Raw genomic sequence first — 15,685 nt, forward strand, 5'->3', positions numbered from 1 at the left:
AACATCACGACCATGACGAGAGGGCAGAGATGAGCGACTGGCCGATACTCAAGTCGGCCGCCGACCCCGGGAGCGAGGCGTACAGGAGCAACGCCGAGCTCAACGAGCGGCTCGCCGCCGAGCTCCGCGACCGCCTGGCCACCGCCGCGCTCGGCGGGCCAGAACGGTCGCGCAGCCGCCACGTCGAGCGCGGCAAGCTGCTGCCCCGCGAGCGCGTCGACGGCCTGCTCGACCCGGGCTCGCGGTTCCTGGAGCTGTCGCCGCTGGCCGCGAACGGCCTCTACGACGACCAGGCGCCCGCCGCCGGCATCATCACCGGCGTCGGCCGGGTCTCCGGCCGCGAATGCGTGGTCGTGGCCAACGACGCCACCGTCAAGGGCGGCACCTACTACCCCATGACCGTCAAGAAGCACCTGCGCGCGCAGGAGGTGGCGCTCCACAACCATCTGCCGTGCGTCTACCTCGTCGACTCCGGCGGCGCGTTCCTGCCGAAACAGGACGAGGTGTTCCCGGACCGCGAGCACTTCGGCCGCATCTTCTACAACCAGGCCACGATGTCCGCGCGGGGCATCCCGCAGATCGCCGCCGTGCTCGGCTCCTGCACCGCGGGCGGCGCGTACGTGCCCGCCATGAGCGACGAGGCCGTCATCGTACGGAACCAGGGCACGATCTTCCTGGGCGGCCCGCCTCTGGTGAAGGCGGCCACCGGCGAGGAGGTCACGGCCGAGGAGCTCGGCGGCGGCGACCTGCACGCGCGCGTCAGCGGCGTCACCGACCACCTCGCCGAGGACGACGCGCACGCGCTGGCGATCGTCCGCGACATCGTCTCCACGCTCGCGCCGCGCGCCCCGCGCCCGTGGCCGGTGGCCGCGCCGGAGCCGCCCGCCCACGATCCGCGCGACCTCTACGGGATCGTCCCCGCCGACACGCGCCGGCCGTACGAGGTGCGCGAGGTGATCGCGCGGCTGGTGGACGGGTCCCGGTTCCTGGAGTTCAAGGCCGAGTACGGGCCCACGCTGGTCACCGGGTTCGCCCATGTCCACGGCCACCCGGTGGGCATCCTGGCCAACAACGGCATCCTGTTCGCCGAGTCCGCCCTCAAGGGCGCGCACTTCATCGAGCTGTGCGACCAGCGGCGGATCCCGCTGCTGTTCCTGCAGAACATCAGCGGGTTCATGGTCGGCAAGGCGTACGAGGCGGGCGGCATCGCCAAGCACGGCGCCAAGATGGTCACGGCCGTGTCGTGCGCCCGGGTGCCCAAGTTCACGGTGGTCATCGGCGGCTCGTTCGGGGCCGGCAACTACGCGATGGCCGGGCGGGCGTACGCGCCGCGCTTCCTGTGGATGTGGCCGAACGCCCGCATCTCGGTCATGGGCGGTGAGCAGGCGGCGAACGTGCTCACCACGGTGGGCTCCTCTGCGGGCGGGGCCGACCCCGAGGCGATCCGGGCCCAGTACGAACACCAGGGCAACCCGTACTACTCCACCGCCAGGCTGTGGGACGACGGCGTGATCGACCCCGTCGACACCCGCACCGTGCTCGGCCTGGCCCTGTCCGCGGCGGCCAACGCCCCGCTCGAACCCGCCGGCTACGGCGTCTTCCGGATGTGATCATGACTGATTCCCTGTTCGGCCGGGTGCTGGTCGCCAACCGGGGCGAGATCGCCGTCCGGGTCATCCGCACCCTGCGCGCGCTCGGCATCGGCGCGGTCACCGTGCACACGGCCGCCGACGCGGGCGCGCGCCACGTGATCGAGGCTGACGAGGCCCACCAGATCCCGAAATATCTGGATATCGAGGCGATCGTGGAGGTGGCCCGGCGCTCCGGCGCGGCGGCCGTCCACCCCGGCTACGGCTTCCTGGCCGAGAACGCCGCCTTCGCCCGCCGCTGCGCGGAGGCCGGGCTAATGTTCGTCGGGCCGCCGGCGGACGCCATCGAGGCGATGGGCGACAAGATCCGCGCCAAGCGCACCGTGTCGGACGCCGGAGTGCCCGTGGTGCCGGGCGCGGCCGAACCCGGCGACGAGCTCTCGACCTGGTCCGCCTTCCCCGCCCTGATCAAGCCGTCGGCGGGCGGCGGCGGCAAGGGCATGGTGCTGGTCAGGTCGGCGGCGGAGCTGCCTGACGCCCTGGAGTCCGCCCGGCGCACGGCCACGGCCGCCTTCGGCGACGGCACCCTGCTGATCGAGCGCTACGTGGAGCGGCCCCGGCACATCGAGATCCAGGTCCTCGCCGACGGCCACGGCACCGTCGTTCACCTGGGCGAACGCGAGTGCAGCCTGCAGCGCAGGCACCAGAAGATCGTCGAGGAGGCCCCGTCGCCCTTCGTCGACGCGGAGACCAGGGCCCGCATGGGCGCCGCCGCCGTGGAGGCCGCCCGCGCGGTCGGCTACGTCGGCGCGGGCACCGTCGAGTTCATCGTCGACGGCGCCACGGGCGCCTACCACTTCATGGAGATGAACACCCGTCTCCAGGTCGAGCACCCCGTCACCGAGCTGGTCACCGGCCTCGACCTGGTGGAGCTGCAGCTCCGGGTGGCGGCCGGCGAGCCTCTCCCGTTCACCCAGGACGAGGTGCGGCTCGACGGCCACGCGGTCGAGGCGCGCGTCTACGCCGAGGATCCGGCGCGCGGCTTCCTGCCCACCGGCGGCCGCGTCCTCGCCCTGCGCGAGCCCGCCGGTCCGGGGGTACGGGTCGACTCCGGGCTGCTGGAGGGCGGAGTGGTCGGCAGCGAGTTCGACCCGATGCTGTCCAAGGTCATCGCCTGGGCGCCGGACCGGGCGGGAGCGCTCCGTGCCCTCGACCGCGCCCTGAGCGAGACCGTGGTGCTCGGGGTCACCACCAACGTGCCGTTCCTGCGAGCCCTGCTCGCCCACGAAACCGTCCGCGCCGGCGACCTGGACACCGGCCTGGTCGAACGAGCCCTCCCAGACCTCCTCACCACCGACCCAACCCGCGCAGAAGCGGCCCGCACGGACCAGACCCGCGAGGACGGGGGTCGTGCGGATGCGGCTCGCACGAACGCGGGTGGTGCGGATCAGGCCCGCGAGGACGGGGACCGTACAGATGCGGCCCGCGCGGACGTGGCTGGGGTCGCCTTGGCCCGTATGGGGCGCGGGGTGCCCTTGGATGCGCTGGCGGCCGCCGCGCTCGTGTTTCACGATCAGCCGGAGGGGCGTGACCCGTGGGAGGTCATGGACGGCTGGCGGGTCGGGGAGCGGGCCTGGACGACGTGGCGGCTGGAGACGCGTGACGGCGTGCACGCCGTCCACGTGCGCGGCCTGCCCCGGGAAGGCGCCGAGGTCAGGGTGGCGGACGGCCCGCCCGTTCCGGCCGTCCTCCGCACGTACGCGGACGGTCCCGGATCGCCGGGTGGACCTGCCGTCCGGCCGTACGGAGACAGGCCGGCGGGTGGAGCGGTCGGGCCGTACGGGGGTGGGGTCGTCGTCACTGTGGACGGTCGTACGACGCGCTACGTGTGCGCCCGGGACGGCGAGACGGTCTGGCTCGGCCGGGACGGGCACGCCTGGCCCGTCACCCGCCATCTGATCGGCGACCCGGGCGACCGCGCAGGCGCCGCGGGGAGCGGCGACGGCGTGGTCAGGAGCCCGATGCCCGGCACCGTCCTGGTGGTCAAGGCCCAGGTCGGCGACCAGGTCAAGGAAGGCCAGCCGCTGGTGATCGTGGAGGCGATGAAGATGGAGCACACCGTCACCGCCCCACGGGACGGGCGCGTCGCCGAGCTGCCGGTGCAGGCCGGCCGGCCCGTCGACATGGACGCCGTGCTGGCCGTGGTGGAGGAGGGATGATGGCGCGCGCGTACCCGATGGAGGGCCTGCCGCAGCAGGTCACCGTCTACGAGGTCGGCCCCCGCGACGGCCTGCAGAACGAAGCCGCGATCGTGCCCGTCGAGGTCAAGGCCGAGTTCATCGACCGGCTCGCCGACGCCGGGCACAAGGTGATCGAGGCGACCAGCTTCGTGCACCCGAAGTGGGTGCCCCAGCTCGCGGACGCGGAGCAGCTGCTCGACCGGCTGCACCGCAGGCCCGGCGTCCGCTACCCGGTGCTGGTGCCGAACGAGCGCGGCCTGGACCGGGCGCTGGAGCGGGGCGTCGACGAGATCGCCGTCTTCGCCAGCGCCACCGAGACGTTCGCCGCCAAGAACCTCAACCGGAGCCTGGAGAGCCAGTTCGAGATGTTCGAGCCGGTGGTCGCCCGGGCGCTGGAGAACGGCGTGCGGGTGCGCGCGTACGTGTCGATGTGCTTCGGCGACCCGTGGGAGGGCCCCACGCCCGTCTCCCAGGTGGTCGCGGTCGGGGAGCGGCTGCTCGGGCTGGGCTGCTACGAGCTGTCGCTGGGCGACACGATCGGCGTCGGCACGCCCGGCCACGTCACCGCGCTCATCGAGGCGTTCACCTCGCCGGACAAACTCGCCGTCCACTTCCACGACACCTACGGGCAGGCGCTCGGCAACACCCTGGCCGCGCTCAGGGCGGGCGTCACCACCGTGGACGCCTCCACCGGCGGCATCGGCGGCTGCCCGTACGCCGAGTCCGCCACCGGCAACCTGGCCACCGAGGACCTCGTCTGGATGCTGCGCGGGCTCGGCATCGAGACCGGCCTCGACCTGGACAAGCTCGTGGCCACCAGCACCTGGCTGGCCGCCCGGCTGGGCCGGCCCAGCCCCTCCCGCGTCGTCCAGGCCCTCGCGAAAGGCTGACCCATGCTGACACCCGAACACGAAGAGCTGCGCAAGACCGTCGAGGCCTTCGCCCGCGAGGTGGTCGCCCCCGTCATCGGCGGCTACTACGAGCGCGAGGAGTTCCCGTACGACATCGTCCGCCAGATGGGCGCGATGGGCCTGTTCGGCCTGCCCATCCCCGAGCAGTACGGCGGCATGGGCGGCGACTACTTCGCCCTCTGCCTGACGCTGGAGGAGCTGGCCAGGGTGGACTCCAGCGTGTCGATCACCCTGGAGGCGGCGGTGTCGCTCGGCGCGATGCCCATCCTCCGGTTCGGCACCGGGGAGCAGCGCGACCACTGGCTGCCGAAGCTGGCCGCGGGGGAGATGCTGGGCGCGTTCGGCCTGACCGAGCCGGGCGGCGGCTCGGACGTGCCGGGCGGCATGCGCACCACCGCCGTGCTCGACGGCGACGAGTGGGTGATCAACGGGACGAAGGCGTTCATCACCAACTCCGGCACCGACATCACCGGCGTCGTCGGCGTCGCCGCGCTGACCGGCGAGCGGGAGATCTCGACCATCCTCGTCCCCTCGGGCACGCCGGGCTTCACCGTGTCGAAGAAGTACTCCAAGGTCGGCTGGAACGCCTCGGACACGCGCGAGCTGTCGTTCTCCGACTGCCGGGTGCCCGCCGCCAACCTGCTCGGCGAGCGCGGCCGCGGCTACGCCCAGTTCCTGCAGACGCTGGACGAGGGCCGCATCGCGATCGCCGCACTCAGCGTCGGCCTGTCGCAGGGCTGCGTGGACGAGTGCCTGAAGTACGTGCGCGAGCGCCGCGCCTTCGGCCACCCGATCGGCCATTACCAGGCCATCCAGTTCAAGATCGCCGACATGGAGGCCCGCGCCCACACCGCCCGCCTGGCCTATTACCACGCGGCCGAGAAGATGCTCGCGGGCGTCCCGTTCAAGAAGGAAGCGGCGATCGCCAAGCTCGTCTCGTCCAACGCGGCCATGGACAACTCCCGCGACGCGACGCAGATCTTCGGCGGGTACGGATTCATGAACGAGTTTCCGGTGGGCCGTTTCTACCGCGACGCGAAGATCCTGGAGATCGGCGAAGGAACGTCCGAGGTGCAGCGCATGCTGATCGCCCGCCAGCTGGGATTGGGTGATCTGTGAATTGGCGGATGTCTGTCGCCGCAGGGCGCTAGGATTCGGCGCATCGCACTCGATCGGCGGAGGGCGGACTCTGGGGTGAGCCCACAAGGAGCACACTGGTCCATCTCCGGCGCGGTGATGACGGACTGCCTCGTTTCCCCTTAACCATGAGGATGAAATGCTGGATCCGTCACAGGATCACCTGCGATGGTGGTTCCTGAAAATCTATATGATCATTCTGTCCGATTTGATCATGGTCACGGTGCTCGCCGGGGCTTTCCTGGACGAGAAGGCATGGGCCCAGGTCAAGCCGGAGCTCCCGGATATCAGGCTCTGGACCTTCCAGCTAGGCATGATCATCGTCGGGAGCTATCTGTTCTCCGACGGTAGAAGGAGTTGAGCGCGCCCCGGTCGCCCGCAATCGGCGGGTGGCCGGGGCGTTCTCGTCGTGCCGGCGGGTTCGACCTGTCACTCTGCTGCTTGTCATAGGGGACATATCGCTCGAATGTCGTCAGAGTGGCGACATATGCGAATTTACGGGTAAGTAGGAACAATGCCCGTAGTGTGATTTTATGTACCCGAGTTGTACCTTTTTCTAGCTGGCCCCGAAAGTCGCCACTTGTGGTGGCTGGGGCTTTTCTTCTACGCTGGGTTTGACGAAGACGGTCGCCAGGCGCGACTAATGTCGTTCTTGTGAAACCGCCGTCAGCGTCAGGGTATGAGTCCGTACAGCCGTATCCATCGAGTGCAACTGTCTCGGGGTGATCCTCCGAGCCGTACGGTTGTGTGTCTGTTTCAACCCATCCCTCTCGTAGCGAGGGAGGAGGGGCCTCCTGTCGGCCGACGTCGCATTGTGCAGACAGGAGGCCCTTTCTCGTGAAAGCTTAGGCGAGGCAGAGGGAATATGAAAGAGTCTAGCTTTTCTTATGTTCTACCTCGGAGGGGCTATGCGTACCGGAGTGGTAAATCCTTGCCACCCCGGCCCGCCCGCGTTCCGTCGAAGGTGTCGCGGCACTTCTTCGTGTATGGTATGAATGTCGTTTTTGTGCCGCGCACCCTGTCGCCACCCTCGGCAGGCCGGGTCCGGGCGATCCGCGACTCATGAGTGTTGGACTCGGGAACGGGGCGCGATCTAGTGTCATACGTCATGACGGCTGACGATCTTCTTATCCGGAGGGTGGAGAAGTCCGACGCGGACGACGTGTTCGCGCTGGCGCGCGAGTTCGGTCTCACCTTCCGGCCCGAGCGCGAGGCCTTCGACGCCGCGCTGCCGCTGCTGCTGAAGGACGAAGACACCCTGCTGCTCGCCGCCGTCGTCGACGGGCGCGTCCACGGCTATCTGCTCGGCTACGTCCATCTGACGCTCTTCGCCAACGGGCCCGTCGCCTGGGTGGAGGAGGCGATGGTGCAGTCGGGGTCGCGCCGGCAGGGCATCGGGCGCGGCCTGCTCGTGGAGTTCGAGAAGTGGGCGCGCGACCGCGGCGCCCGCTACGTGGCGATGGCGACCCGGCGCGCGCCGGAGTTCTATCACGCGCTCGGTTACGAGGCTTCTGCCACTTTCTACCGTAAGGTGCTGCGCTGACCTTGTCGTAGGGGGATGGCATGCTTGGTGCGTGACCATCCACCAGGTGAGCCCCCTGTTCGTCGGCCGTGCCGGCGAGCTCGACCTGCTCCTGGGTGTGCTGGGTGAGACGCGCGGCGGCGCCGCGGCCACCGTGCTGGTCGGCGGCGAGGCCGGGGTGGGCAAGACCCGGCTCATGGGGGAGTTCACCGACCGGGCCGGCGACGCGCTGGTGCTCGTCGGCGGCTGCCTGGAGCTCGGCACCGAGGGCCTGCCGTTCGCCCCGTTCACCGCCGTGCTGCGCTCCCTGGTGCGCACGCTCGGCCGCGACCGGGTCGCGGAGCTGGTGCCCGGCGGCACGACCCGAGGACTGGCGCGGCTGCTGCCCGAGTTCGGCGAGCCCGACCGCGACGGCGCCGAGGCCAGGGCGCGGCTGTTCGAGCAGCTGCTCGGCCTGCTGGAGCGGCTGGCCGAGGACCGGCCGGTCATCCTGGTCGTGGAGGACGCCCACTGGGCCGACCGCTCCACCCGCGACCTGCTCTCCTTCCTGGTGCGCTACCAGCGCGGCACCGGCCGCCTGATGATCGTCGTCACCTACCGTTCCGACGAGCTCCACCGCGCCCACCCGCTGCGCCCGCTCCTCGCCGAGCTGTCCAGGGTCGCGTGGGTGACCCGGGTGGAGCTGAGCCGGCTCAGCCGCCGCGAGGTCGCCGCCCAGGCGGCGGGCATCCTCGCCCGCGAGCCGTCGCCCGCCGACATCGAGCGGGTCTACTCGCGCAGCGAGGGCAACCCGCTGTTCGTCGAGGCGCTGCTGAGCGAGGACGGCTCCGGCGGCCTGCTCCCGGAGTCACTGCGCGACCTGCTGCTCGCGAGCGTGGAGCGGCTGCCCGACGAGACGCAGGAGCTGCTGCGCATGGCCAGCGCCGGCGGCCAGCGCATCGAGCACGACCTGCTGGCCGCCGTCACCGGGTTCGACGAGGCGGCGCTCGCCGCCCGGCTGCGCCCCGCCGTGGCGGGCAACGTGCTCGCCGTCGACGGCGAGGGCTACGCCTTCCGCCACGCGCTGATCCGCGAGGCGCTCCACGACGACCTGCTGCCCGGCGAGCACACCCGGCTCCACACCCGCTTCGCCGAGGCGCTGGAGCGCGACCTGTCGGTCCTGCCCGCGCCGCGCGGCGCGATCGAGCTGGCCCACCACTGGCACGCCGCCCGCGACACCACCTGGGCGCTCACCAGCGCCTGGCACGCCGCCGCCGCGGCCCGTCGCTCCACCGCCTACGACGAGCAGCTGCGCATGCTCTCGCGGGTGCTGGAGCTGTGGGACCACGTGCCCGACGCGGCGGAGCGCACCGGCCGCGGCCACGCCGACGTGCTGCGCCAGACGGCCGTCGTGGCCCACCTCGCGGGCGAGTACGACCGTGCCGCCGCGCTCGCCTCGGCCGCGCTCGGTGAGATCGACCGCGCCGCCGACCCGGTGGCGGCCGCCCGCGTGCTGCGGCTGCGCGGCCTCATCCGCTACGACCTGAGCCGCCCCGGCCACATCGACGACCTGTACGAGGCGGCCGCCCTGGTCCCCGCCGAGCCGCCGAGCAGGTTGCGCGGCCAGGTGCTGGAGTCGCTGGCCCGCATGCTCCACCGGCCGGACCGGCGCGCGGAGCGGATCGCCACCGCCGAGCAGGCCATCGAGATCGGCCGCCGGGCCGGCGACGACACCGTCCAGGCGCAGGCCCTGATCAGCCTCACCTGGACCAGATGCCTGCGCTTCGCCGAGATCGACGAGCACCGCGGCGGCTACGCCGAGGCACGCCGGCTGGCGGTCCGCGCCGACGCCTACAACGCGCTCATGCGCGTGGCCATCTCCGAGTCCGACAGCCTGGAGGGCGCCGGACGCCACGAGGAGGCGGCCCAGGTCGCCCGCGACGGCATCGCGCTGGCCGAGCGCTACGGGCTGGCCCGCACGTCCGGCACGTTCCTGTCGATCAACCTGGCCGAGCCGCTGATGTCGCTCGGCCGCTGGGACGAGGCGCTGGAGGTGATCGAGCACGCCCTGGAGCTGGTGCCGCCCCCGCCCCACCAGACCGGGCTGCGCGGCTTCGCCACCGACATCGCGCTGGCCCGCGGCCGGCTCGACCAGGCCGCGGAGCTGCTGGCGGCCATCGAGCGCATCGTGGTGCGCGGCTCGTTCCGCGAGCAGACCGTGCTGCCCCACGGCCGCCGCGAGGCGGAGCTCCTGCTGGCCCGCGGCCGGGTCGACGAGGCGCGGGAGGCGGGCCTGCGCCTGCTGCGGTCCCACGACCTGAGGGCCGAGCCGCGCTACTCGTGGGGGCTGCTGGCGTCGCTGGCAGAGCTGGGCGGCCCGGTGGTGGCCGAGGTCCGCGCCCTCGCCGAGCGGCTGCCCGCCGACGGCGATCTGCAGCAGGCCCAGCGGCTCACCGTCACCGCCATGACCGTGACGGAGGACGACCCCGAGGCCCGGCTCAAGGCCTGGGACGCGGCCGTGGCGGCCTGGGAGGCGCTGCGCAACCCGTACGCGCGAGCCCGGGTGTGCGAGGGGGCCGCGCACGCCGCGCTGGCGTGCGGCGACCGCGAGCACGCGGCGGCGCGGCTGGCCACGGCGGACGAGCTGGCGCGGCGGCTCGGCGCGCGGCCGCTGCTGGCGCGGGTCGACGCGCTGGCCAGGCGGGCCGGGATCGCCCTGGCGGACCAGTCCGCGCCCGGCGGGCCGCCGCTCGGCCTGACCGCCCGCGAGCTGGAGGTGCTGCGCCACGTCGCCAGGGGCCGGAGCAACCGCGAGATCGCCGCCGAGCTGTTCATCGCCGTCAAGACGGTCAGCGTGCACGTGTCCAACATCCTCGCCAAGCTCGGCGTCGCCTCCCGGGGCGAGGCCGCCGCCAAGGCTCACGCGCTGCGCCTGTTCGGCGAGTGAGCGGCCTCAGCCCGTGAGCTGGGCCTCCAGGCGGTAGCCGTCGACCGTCACGTACACCTGGTCGCCGGGGCGGGCGTTGAGCCGCATCAGCACCGGCTGGAGAGAGTCGAACACCGGCTGCTGACCCTGCCACACCAGCACGATCGCGTTGTCGCCCGGGCCGGTGACCGACAGCAGCGTGCCGGGGCGCATGCCGAGCTGGGCCGCGTAGTTCTGCGGCACCGGCACCGGGCCGCCGCGCAGGTGCTCGGGCTTGACCTCGATGCGCTGCCAGCGGCGCGGATCCGACGACGGGCTCGGAGGCGGCGGCGGGGGAGTGGCCGGGGTGCCGGCCAGGTGGCCCTGGAGCATCGGCGAGCGGCCGTTGGAGAGGGCCGACAGCGTCGCGAGCGCGGCCGACGGGTCGATGGAGTTGGCCGCGGCGGCGGGGATCGGCTGGCCGCCCCTGTGGTGGTGCCCGTTGGCGCCGGGGGTGCGGCGCGGCAGCGGCTGCGGCGGGCCATCGGACGCGGCGACCGGGTCGTGGACCTGCTCGGGCGGCAGCGCGTCCAGCCACGCCTTGGCCGAGTGGGCGCGGATGCCCAGCTCCGCCATCAGCTCCACCATGTCCGCGTCCGGCTGGGCCGAGGCCAGCAGCCTGCGGGTACGGGCCTGCAGTCCCTGGATGTCGCCGACGACCAGCCAGCCGTCCTGGAGGCGGCGGTCCGGCATCAGCGTGACCAGCACCCGCCACAGCGGGGTGCGCAGGGACGGCACGGTCGCGGGATGGGCGGGGTCCGCGCCGATCAGCTGATCCTCGGTCGCGGCGGCGCCCAGCCACTCGGTGAGCCGGAACATGTGCCCGGTGATCGGGGCCGACTCCGACGAGCGCAGCCAGGTGAGCACCCGCTCCTCGGCGGTGCGCTGCGCCTGGGAGAGGATCTCGCGCTCGACGAGCATCTTGTGCGCGAGCGTGCGCAGGCTGACCGGGTCCTCGGCGAACAGGCGGTGCTCGGCCACGGCCAGCTCCAGCTTGTTCAGGCCGCGGAACAGGCTGTCGACCACTCTGACCATCGCGTGGTCGGTGTCGGACGGCACAGGGGCGGGCTGGGAGCCGTACGAGGCGGACCCGCCGGGGAGGCTCGGCAGGGAGCCGGTGTGCGGGCCGGAGGAGTCGGCCGCGGCGGGGCGCTGCGGCAGCGGGCTCTGGCCCCCGCCCACGGCGGGGAAGGAACCGGTGGACCGCTGGTCCCGGCCGACGGCGGGAAAGGAGCCCGTGGAGCGCTGGTCGCGGCCGACGGCGGGGAAGGATCCGGTGGAGCGCCGGCCCTCGTCCGGGGACGAGCTCTGCGACCGCTGGGGGTCGCCGGGGAACGAGCCGGGAGCGCGCCGGCTGTCGCCGGGGAAGGACCCGGGGGACCGCTGTTCCTCGGCCGGAAAGGAGGCCGCCGGACGCCGGGGTTCGCCGCCCGGCCGCGCGTCGTCGCCCACCCTGGGGAAGGAGCCGGTGTTCCGGCGCTCGTCGGCGGGGGCGGGGAAGGCTCCGGTGTTGCGGCGCTCGTCGGCGCGCTGCGGCAGCGGCTCGCCCTTGGCGGGGCCGCCGTTCGGGCCGGCGAAGGCGCCGGTGCCCTCGAACGCGGCCGCCGGACGCTCGCCCGCGGCGGGGAAGGAACCGGTGCCGGACGCGCCGCGCTGGACCGGCCTGGTGACCTCGGGATGCCCGGCCACGGCTTCCGGCCGGGCCGCCAGCCTGCCGAGCACCTCACGGAAGACCGTACCCATCACCGTCTCGGGAGTGGACCCCGGCGCCTTCAGGTCGGCCGGCGTCAGGCGGCGCAGGCGGTGCCAGCCGCCCAGGCCCACGATCGCCGTCCGGGCGGGCTCGGGATAGCCCGGCAGCGTCGGATCGATCGGATGCAGCGCCATGGCCGGCAGCACGTCGCCCAGCGGCAGATGATCCCAGCGCGAGGAGGCGAGGAGCGCGAGCCGCTCGCACACCCAGTCGAGACCGGTCGCGGCGAAGGCCCTCTGCAGCGGCATCGACGACCACCACGCGGACGGCAAGCGCGGATCGGACAGCGCCTCCGCGACCTGTTGCGGCCGACTCCAGCGCAGGGCAGGGACCAGGTCGCTCAGGCAGATCGATGACTCGACGTCCATCGGCGGGACCTTATCCTCCCCAGTGTGCCGCGATACGCATGTGACTGATGGTGCAGCCTACGCGGCAAGCTATCAATCGGTGTGAATAGGGTAAAGACGCTTCATGTCCAAACCGTACCGTGGACGACCCCCTACGAGGGCCACACACTCGGCACCCGCACGGCAACCTGACTCCAGAGCCTCCCTCTCGCCCGCCCCCGACAGGGTGGCGGCGAGGTAGCCGGCGGCGAACGCGTCACCGGCTCCCGTGGAGTCCACGGCCTCCGCGGGCACCGCGTCCGCCTTCGCCACGACCTGCCCGCCCACCGCCACGAGACCGCCCTGGGGCCCCAGCTTTACGACCGCTGTCCCGTAATGCTCGCTGAGGGTCTCGGCCGCCCGCTCGGGCGTGGCGGTGCCGCTGAGAAGGAGAGCTTCGTCACGATTGGGAAAGATCAATCCGGCGAGCGCCGTCTCGCCGAGGAACCGTGTCACGCCGAACTCGGCGAGCGGGCCCGTCGAGGCCGGGTCGACGCTGATCGAGGCCCCGGCGCCGGTCGCCTTCGCCATGGCCAGCCTGCTCAGGGCCAGGCCGGGCTCGCTGAACAGGGTGTAACCGGAGACGTGCAGGTGCGTCACGCCGTCGAGGAGCGCGTCGTCCCAGTCGAGGGGGGAGATCAGCTCGCCGGCGCCCCGGTTCGTCAGCATGGAGCGCTCGCCGGTGCTGTCGACCATCGAGATGACCACGGCGGTCGGGTTGGCGGTGTCGATCCGGATGTGCGGGCGGACCCCGGTCTTGGTCAGCTCGGTGATGTGCCACTCGCTGCTGTCGTATCCGCAGCGGGCCAGCAGGCTCGCGTCGGCGCCCAGGAAGGCCGCCCACGCGGCGGTGTTCGCGCCGGAGCCGCCGGGGCGCAGCGCGATGTCGGCGGCGATGTCGGAAGGGATGTCGGGGCCCGACATGACCGGAGCGCCGTGCATGGCCACCACGTCGGTGACCACGTCGCCGATGACCAGCAGGCCCTGGCCGTTCACGATCGTGACCAGGCCAGCGCGATACGGGCCGCGAGCGCGACGTTGCCGCGGACCGCGGCCAGGTTGGCCTCCAGGGAGGCCCCGCCGGTGCCGCGCACCAGGTAGCCCAGCAGGAACGGGGTGATCGCCTGGCCGGTGACGCCCTCGCGCTCGGCGGTGGCCAGGGCCTCGGCGAGCACGCGGTCGTGCAGCGCCGGGTCGAGCTGCTGGTCCTCCGGGATCGGGTTGGCCACGATCAGCGCCGTCTCCTGGCCGCCGAACGCGTCCTGGCCGCGCATGACCGCGGCCGCCTCCTCGGGCGTCTCGATCCGCCACTCCACGGGACGGCCGGAGGAACGCAGGTAGAAGCCGGGGAACTCGTCGGTCCGGTAGCCGGCCACGGTCACGCCGCGCGTCTCCAGGCGCTGCAGCGTGGCGGGCACGTCCAGGATGGACTTGACGCCCGCGCACACCACGGTGACGCGGGTCCTGGACAGGGTGTCCAGGTCGGCGGACTCGTCCTGATCGTCCGTCCAGCCGCGGTGCACGCCGCCCAGGCCGCCGGTGGCGAACAGGCGGATGCCCGCCCGGGCCGCCAGGAACGACGTCGCCGCCACCGTGGTCGCGCCGCTCACCTTCAGCGCGGCGGCGAGCGGGAGGTCGCGCTGGCTCAGCTTGCGCAGCCCCGGCTCCATCGCGACGCGCTCCAGCGAGGCCTCGTCCAGGCCGATCCTGGCCACTCCGTCCAGCACCGCGATCGTGGCGGGGACCGCGCCCTCGCGCCGTACGATCTCCTCCAGCTTGCGCGCGACCTCGAGGTTGCGGGGCCGGGGCAGGCCGTGCGAGATGATCGTGGACTCCAGCGCGACGACCGGTGCGCCCGAGTCGAGAGCCTCGGCGACCTCGTCGGACGGCTGGAGAAGGGAGTCGGTGGTGCGGCGCATGTGTGTTTCGTACTCCTTGAGTGGTCTTGTGGCGCATTGTCGGAACGGAGTGTTTCGAGGAATTTGTTCCGAACCGAGCAGCGTACGGGGGGACCGCGTCCGCGTCCACCCGTGCTCACCCGGACGGCGGCACCCCCGCGCCGCCGTCCGCCCGGGGGATCACACGAGCAGCAGCACACCCGCGAGCGACACCCCGCCGACGAGCCCGGTGGCGATCCCGCCGAGCAGCACGGTCCGCCCCCCGCGCAGCAGTCTCCGCACGTCGATCCCGGTGCCGAGGCCGAACATCGCGGCAGCCAACAGGATATTCGCCGCCTGCCCCGCCACCGCGACGGCCCCGTCCGGCACCATCCCCGTGCCGCGCACGCATGCCATGACGACGAACCCGGCCACGAACAGCGGCACCCCGGCCACCCGCCCCGCCTTCCCGCGCGGTGCCCGTGCGGGACGAACCGGTGGACCCGCGGGCAGGCCCACCCGTCCGGCATGCGCGACCTGGAGCCGCCTCCCGGGCGTGGCGTGAGACCCCGTGTACGAGACGAGGGCGACCAGGGGAGCCAGGAGGAGGACCCGGCCGAGCTTGACCGTCACGGCCGTCGTCAGGACGCCCGTGGCGGCCCCGATGGCCGCCACCTGGGCCACCTCGTGAACCGCCGCGCCCGTCCAGACGGCGAGCTGCGAGGGGGAGAGACCGAGCCAGGAGGCGGCGAGGGGGATCGCGAGCAGGGCGCCCGTGCCGTACAGGACCACCACCGCCAGGGCGGCGGCCGCCTCGTCGTCCTCGGTGCCCGCGCTGTCGTGCATGGCCGCGATCGCCGCCGCCCCGCAGACGGCCACCCCCGTCGCCACCAGCAGCGAGGCGCCCGGCGGGACGCCGAGCCTGCGGCCGGCCACCGGCGTCACCGCGAACGTCACCCCGGTGGCCACCACCACGACCACCACCGTCTGCCAGCCCAGCCCCAGGATCTGCGGCACCGAGACCTGCAGCCCGAGCAGCACCACCGCCGCCCGCAGCACCGGTCTCGACACGAACCGCAGCCCCGGCAGCAGCCGCCGGCCGGCACCCCCGAAGCCCGCCAGCGCCGCCCCCAGCACCACCGCGACCACCGCCGCGCTCACCGCGGGCACCGCCGCGTTCACCGCCAGCGCGACCCCCAGCGCGGCAGCCGACACGAGCACCCCGGGCAGCAGGGCGGGCAGGGACCGGAGAGCAGGCAGGGGCACGGCATCCAGTCTTCGGCGGGACCGGGAACGCCGGTAGCCGCTCGCCGGATGGCAGGTCAT

11 protein-coding genes are annotated in these 15,685 nt (G+C 72.9%); 7 read left to right on the top strand and 4 right to left on the bottom strand.

The genetic code is table 11. The features are described from left to right. Positions 1 to 29: 29 nt before the first annotated feature. The 7 genes from ACZ6YG_RS03625 to ACZ6YG_RS03655 all read left to right on the top strand — a co-directional run bounded on the left by ACZ6YG_RS03625 (position 30) and on the right by ACZ6YG_RS03655 (position 10,325). Complete coding sequence (locus ACZ6YG_RS03625) at positions 30 to 1,610, top strand: carboxyl transferase domain-containing protein (protein WP_148030557.1); 1,581 nt, start codon at positions 30 to 32, stop codon at positions 1,608 to 1,610. A gap of 2 nt (positions 1,611 to 1,612) precedes the next feature. Then, on the top strand, positions 1,613 to 3,808 hold the full coding sequence (locus ACZ6YG_RS03630; protein ID WP_466017114.1) for an acetyl/propionyl/methylcrotonyl-CoA carboxylase subunit alpha: 2,196 nt from the start codon (positions 1,613 to 1,615) through the stop codon (positions 3,806 to 3,808). After that, on the top strand, positions 3,805 to 4,719 hold the full coding sequence (locus tag ACZ6YG_RS03635) for a hydroxymethylglutaryl-CoA lyase (RefSeq protein WP_246640012.1): 915 nt from the start codon (positions 3,805 to 3,807) through the stop codon (positions 4,717 to 4,719). The genes ACZ6YG_RS03630 and ACZ6YG_RS03635 overlap by 4 nt, the downstream gene beginning before the upstream one ends. A gap of 3 nt (positions 4,720 to 4,722) precedes the next feature. Beyond that, positions 4,723 to 5,859, top strand: coding sequence for an acyl-CoA dehydrogenase family protein (locus tag ACZ6YG_RS03640; RefSeq protein WP_466017115.1), 1,137 nt, complete (start codon positions 4,723 to 4,725; stop codon positions 5,857 to 5,859). Positions 5,860 to 6,016: 157 nt separating this feature from the next. Further along, positions 6,017 to 6,238 carry a hypothetical protein gene (locus tag ACZ6YG_RS03645; RefSeq protein ID WP_466017116.1) on the top strand — a complete coding sequence of 74 codons (222 nt, stop codon included), beginning with the start codon at positions 6,017 to 6,019 and terminating at the stop codon, positions 6,236 to 6,238. A 777-nt stretch (positions 6,239 to 7,015) separates the two neighbouring features. Further along, positions 7,016 to 7,420 carry a GNAT family N-acetyltransferase gene (locus tag ACZ6YG_RS03650; protein WP_261808438.1) on the top strand — a complete coding sequence of 135 codons (405 nt, stop codon included), beginning with the start codon at positions 7,016 to 7,018 and terminating at the stop codon, positions 7,418 to 7,420. A gap of 31 nt (positions 7,421 to 7,451) precedes the next feature. Next, on the top strand, positions 7,452 to 10,325 hold the full coding sequence (locus ACZ6YG_RS03655) for a helix-turn-helix transcriptional regulator (RefSeq protein ID WP_466017117.1): 2,874 nt from the start codon (positions 7,452 to 7,454) through the stop codon (positions 10,323 to 10,325). A gap of 6 nt (positions 10,326 to 10,331) precedes the next feature. Here ACZ6YG_RS03655 and ACZ6YG_RS03660 read toward each other — a convergent pair whose 3' ends face one another. The 4 genes from ACZ6YG_RS03660 to ACZ6YG_RS03675 form a co-directional block, all read right to left on the bottom strand. Continuing rightward, positions 10,332 to 12,464 (bottom strand): hypothetical protein, encoded by a 2,133-nt coding sequence (locus tag ACZ6YG_RS03660; protein WP_148030563.1) that lies wholly within the window; start codon positions 12,462 to 12,464, stop codon positions 10,332 to 10,334. A gap of 72 nt (positions 12,465 to 12,536) precedes the next feature. Next, positions 12,537 to 13,478 (bottom strand): carbohydrate kinase family protein, encoded by a 942-nt coding sequence (locus tag ACZ6YG_RS03665; RefSeq protein WP_466017118.1) that lies wholly within the window; start codon positions 13,476 to 13,478, stop codon positions 12,537 to 12,539. Further along, positions 13,475 to 14,401, bottom strand: a complete 927-nt coding sequence (locus ACZ6YG_RS03670) for a pseudouridine-5'-phosphate glycosidase (RefSeq protein ID WP_466017119.1) — start codon at positions 14,399 to 14,401, stop codon at positions 13,475 to 13,477. The genes ACZ6YG_RS03665 and ACZ6YG_RS03670 overlap by 4 nt, the downstream gene beginning before the upstream one ends. Positions 14,402 to 14,560: 159 nt before the next feature. Then, a complete protein-coding gene (locus ACZ6YG_RS03675; RefSeq protein WP_466017120.1) occupies positions 14,561 to 15,625 on the bottom strand; it encodes a YeiH family protein in 1,065 nt (354 codons plus the stop codon). Positions 15,626 to 15,685: the final 60 nt, after the last annotated feature.

It is taken from the genome of Nonomuraea sp. NPDC054003 (assembly GCF_055585125.1).

Bases quoted from the DNA above. Each gene is read 5' to 3' on its own strand.
- ACZ6YG_RS03635 (WP_246640012.1), top strand. From the start codon at position 3,805: ATGATGGCGCGCGCGTACCCGATGGAGGGCCTGCCGCAGCAGGTCACC.
- ACZ6YG_RS03625 (WP_148030557.1), top strand. From the start codon at position 30: ATGAGCGACTGGCCGATACTCAAGTCGGCCGCCGACCCCGGGAGCGAG.
- ACZ6YG_RS03670 (WP_466017119.1), bottom strand. From the start codon at position 14,401: ATGCGCCGCACCACCGACTCCCTTCTCCAGCCGTCCGACGAGGTCGCC.
- ACZ6YG_RS03630 (WP_466017114.1), top strand. From the start codon at position 1,613: ATGACTGATTCCCTGTTCGGCCGGGTGCTGGTCGCCAACCGGGGCGAG.
- ACZ6YG_RS03640 (WP_466017115.1), top strand. From the start codon at position 4,723: ATGCTGACACCCGAACACGAAGAGCTGCGCAAGACCGTCGAGGCCTTC.
- ACZ6YG_RS03645 (WP_466017116.1), top strand. From the start codon at position 6,017: ATGCTGGATCCGTCACAGGATCACCTGCGATGGTGGTTCCTGAAAATC.
- ACZ6YG_RS03660 (WP_148030563.1), bottom strand. From the start codon at position 12,464: ATGGACGTCGAGTCATCGATCTGCCTGAGCGACCTGGTCCCTGCCCTG.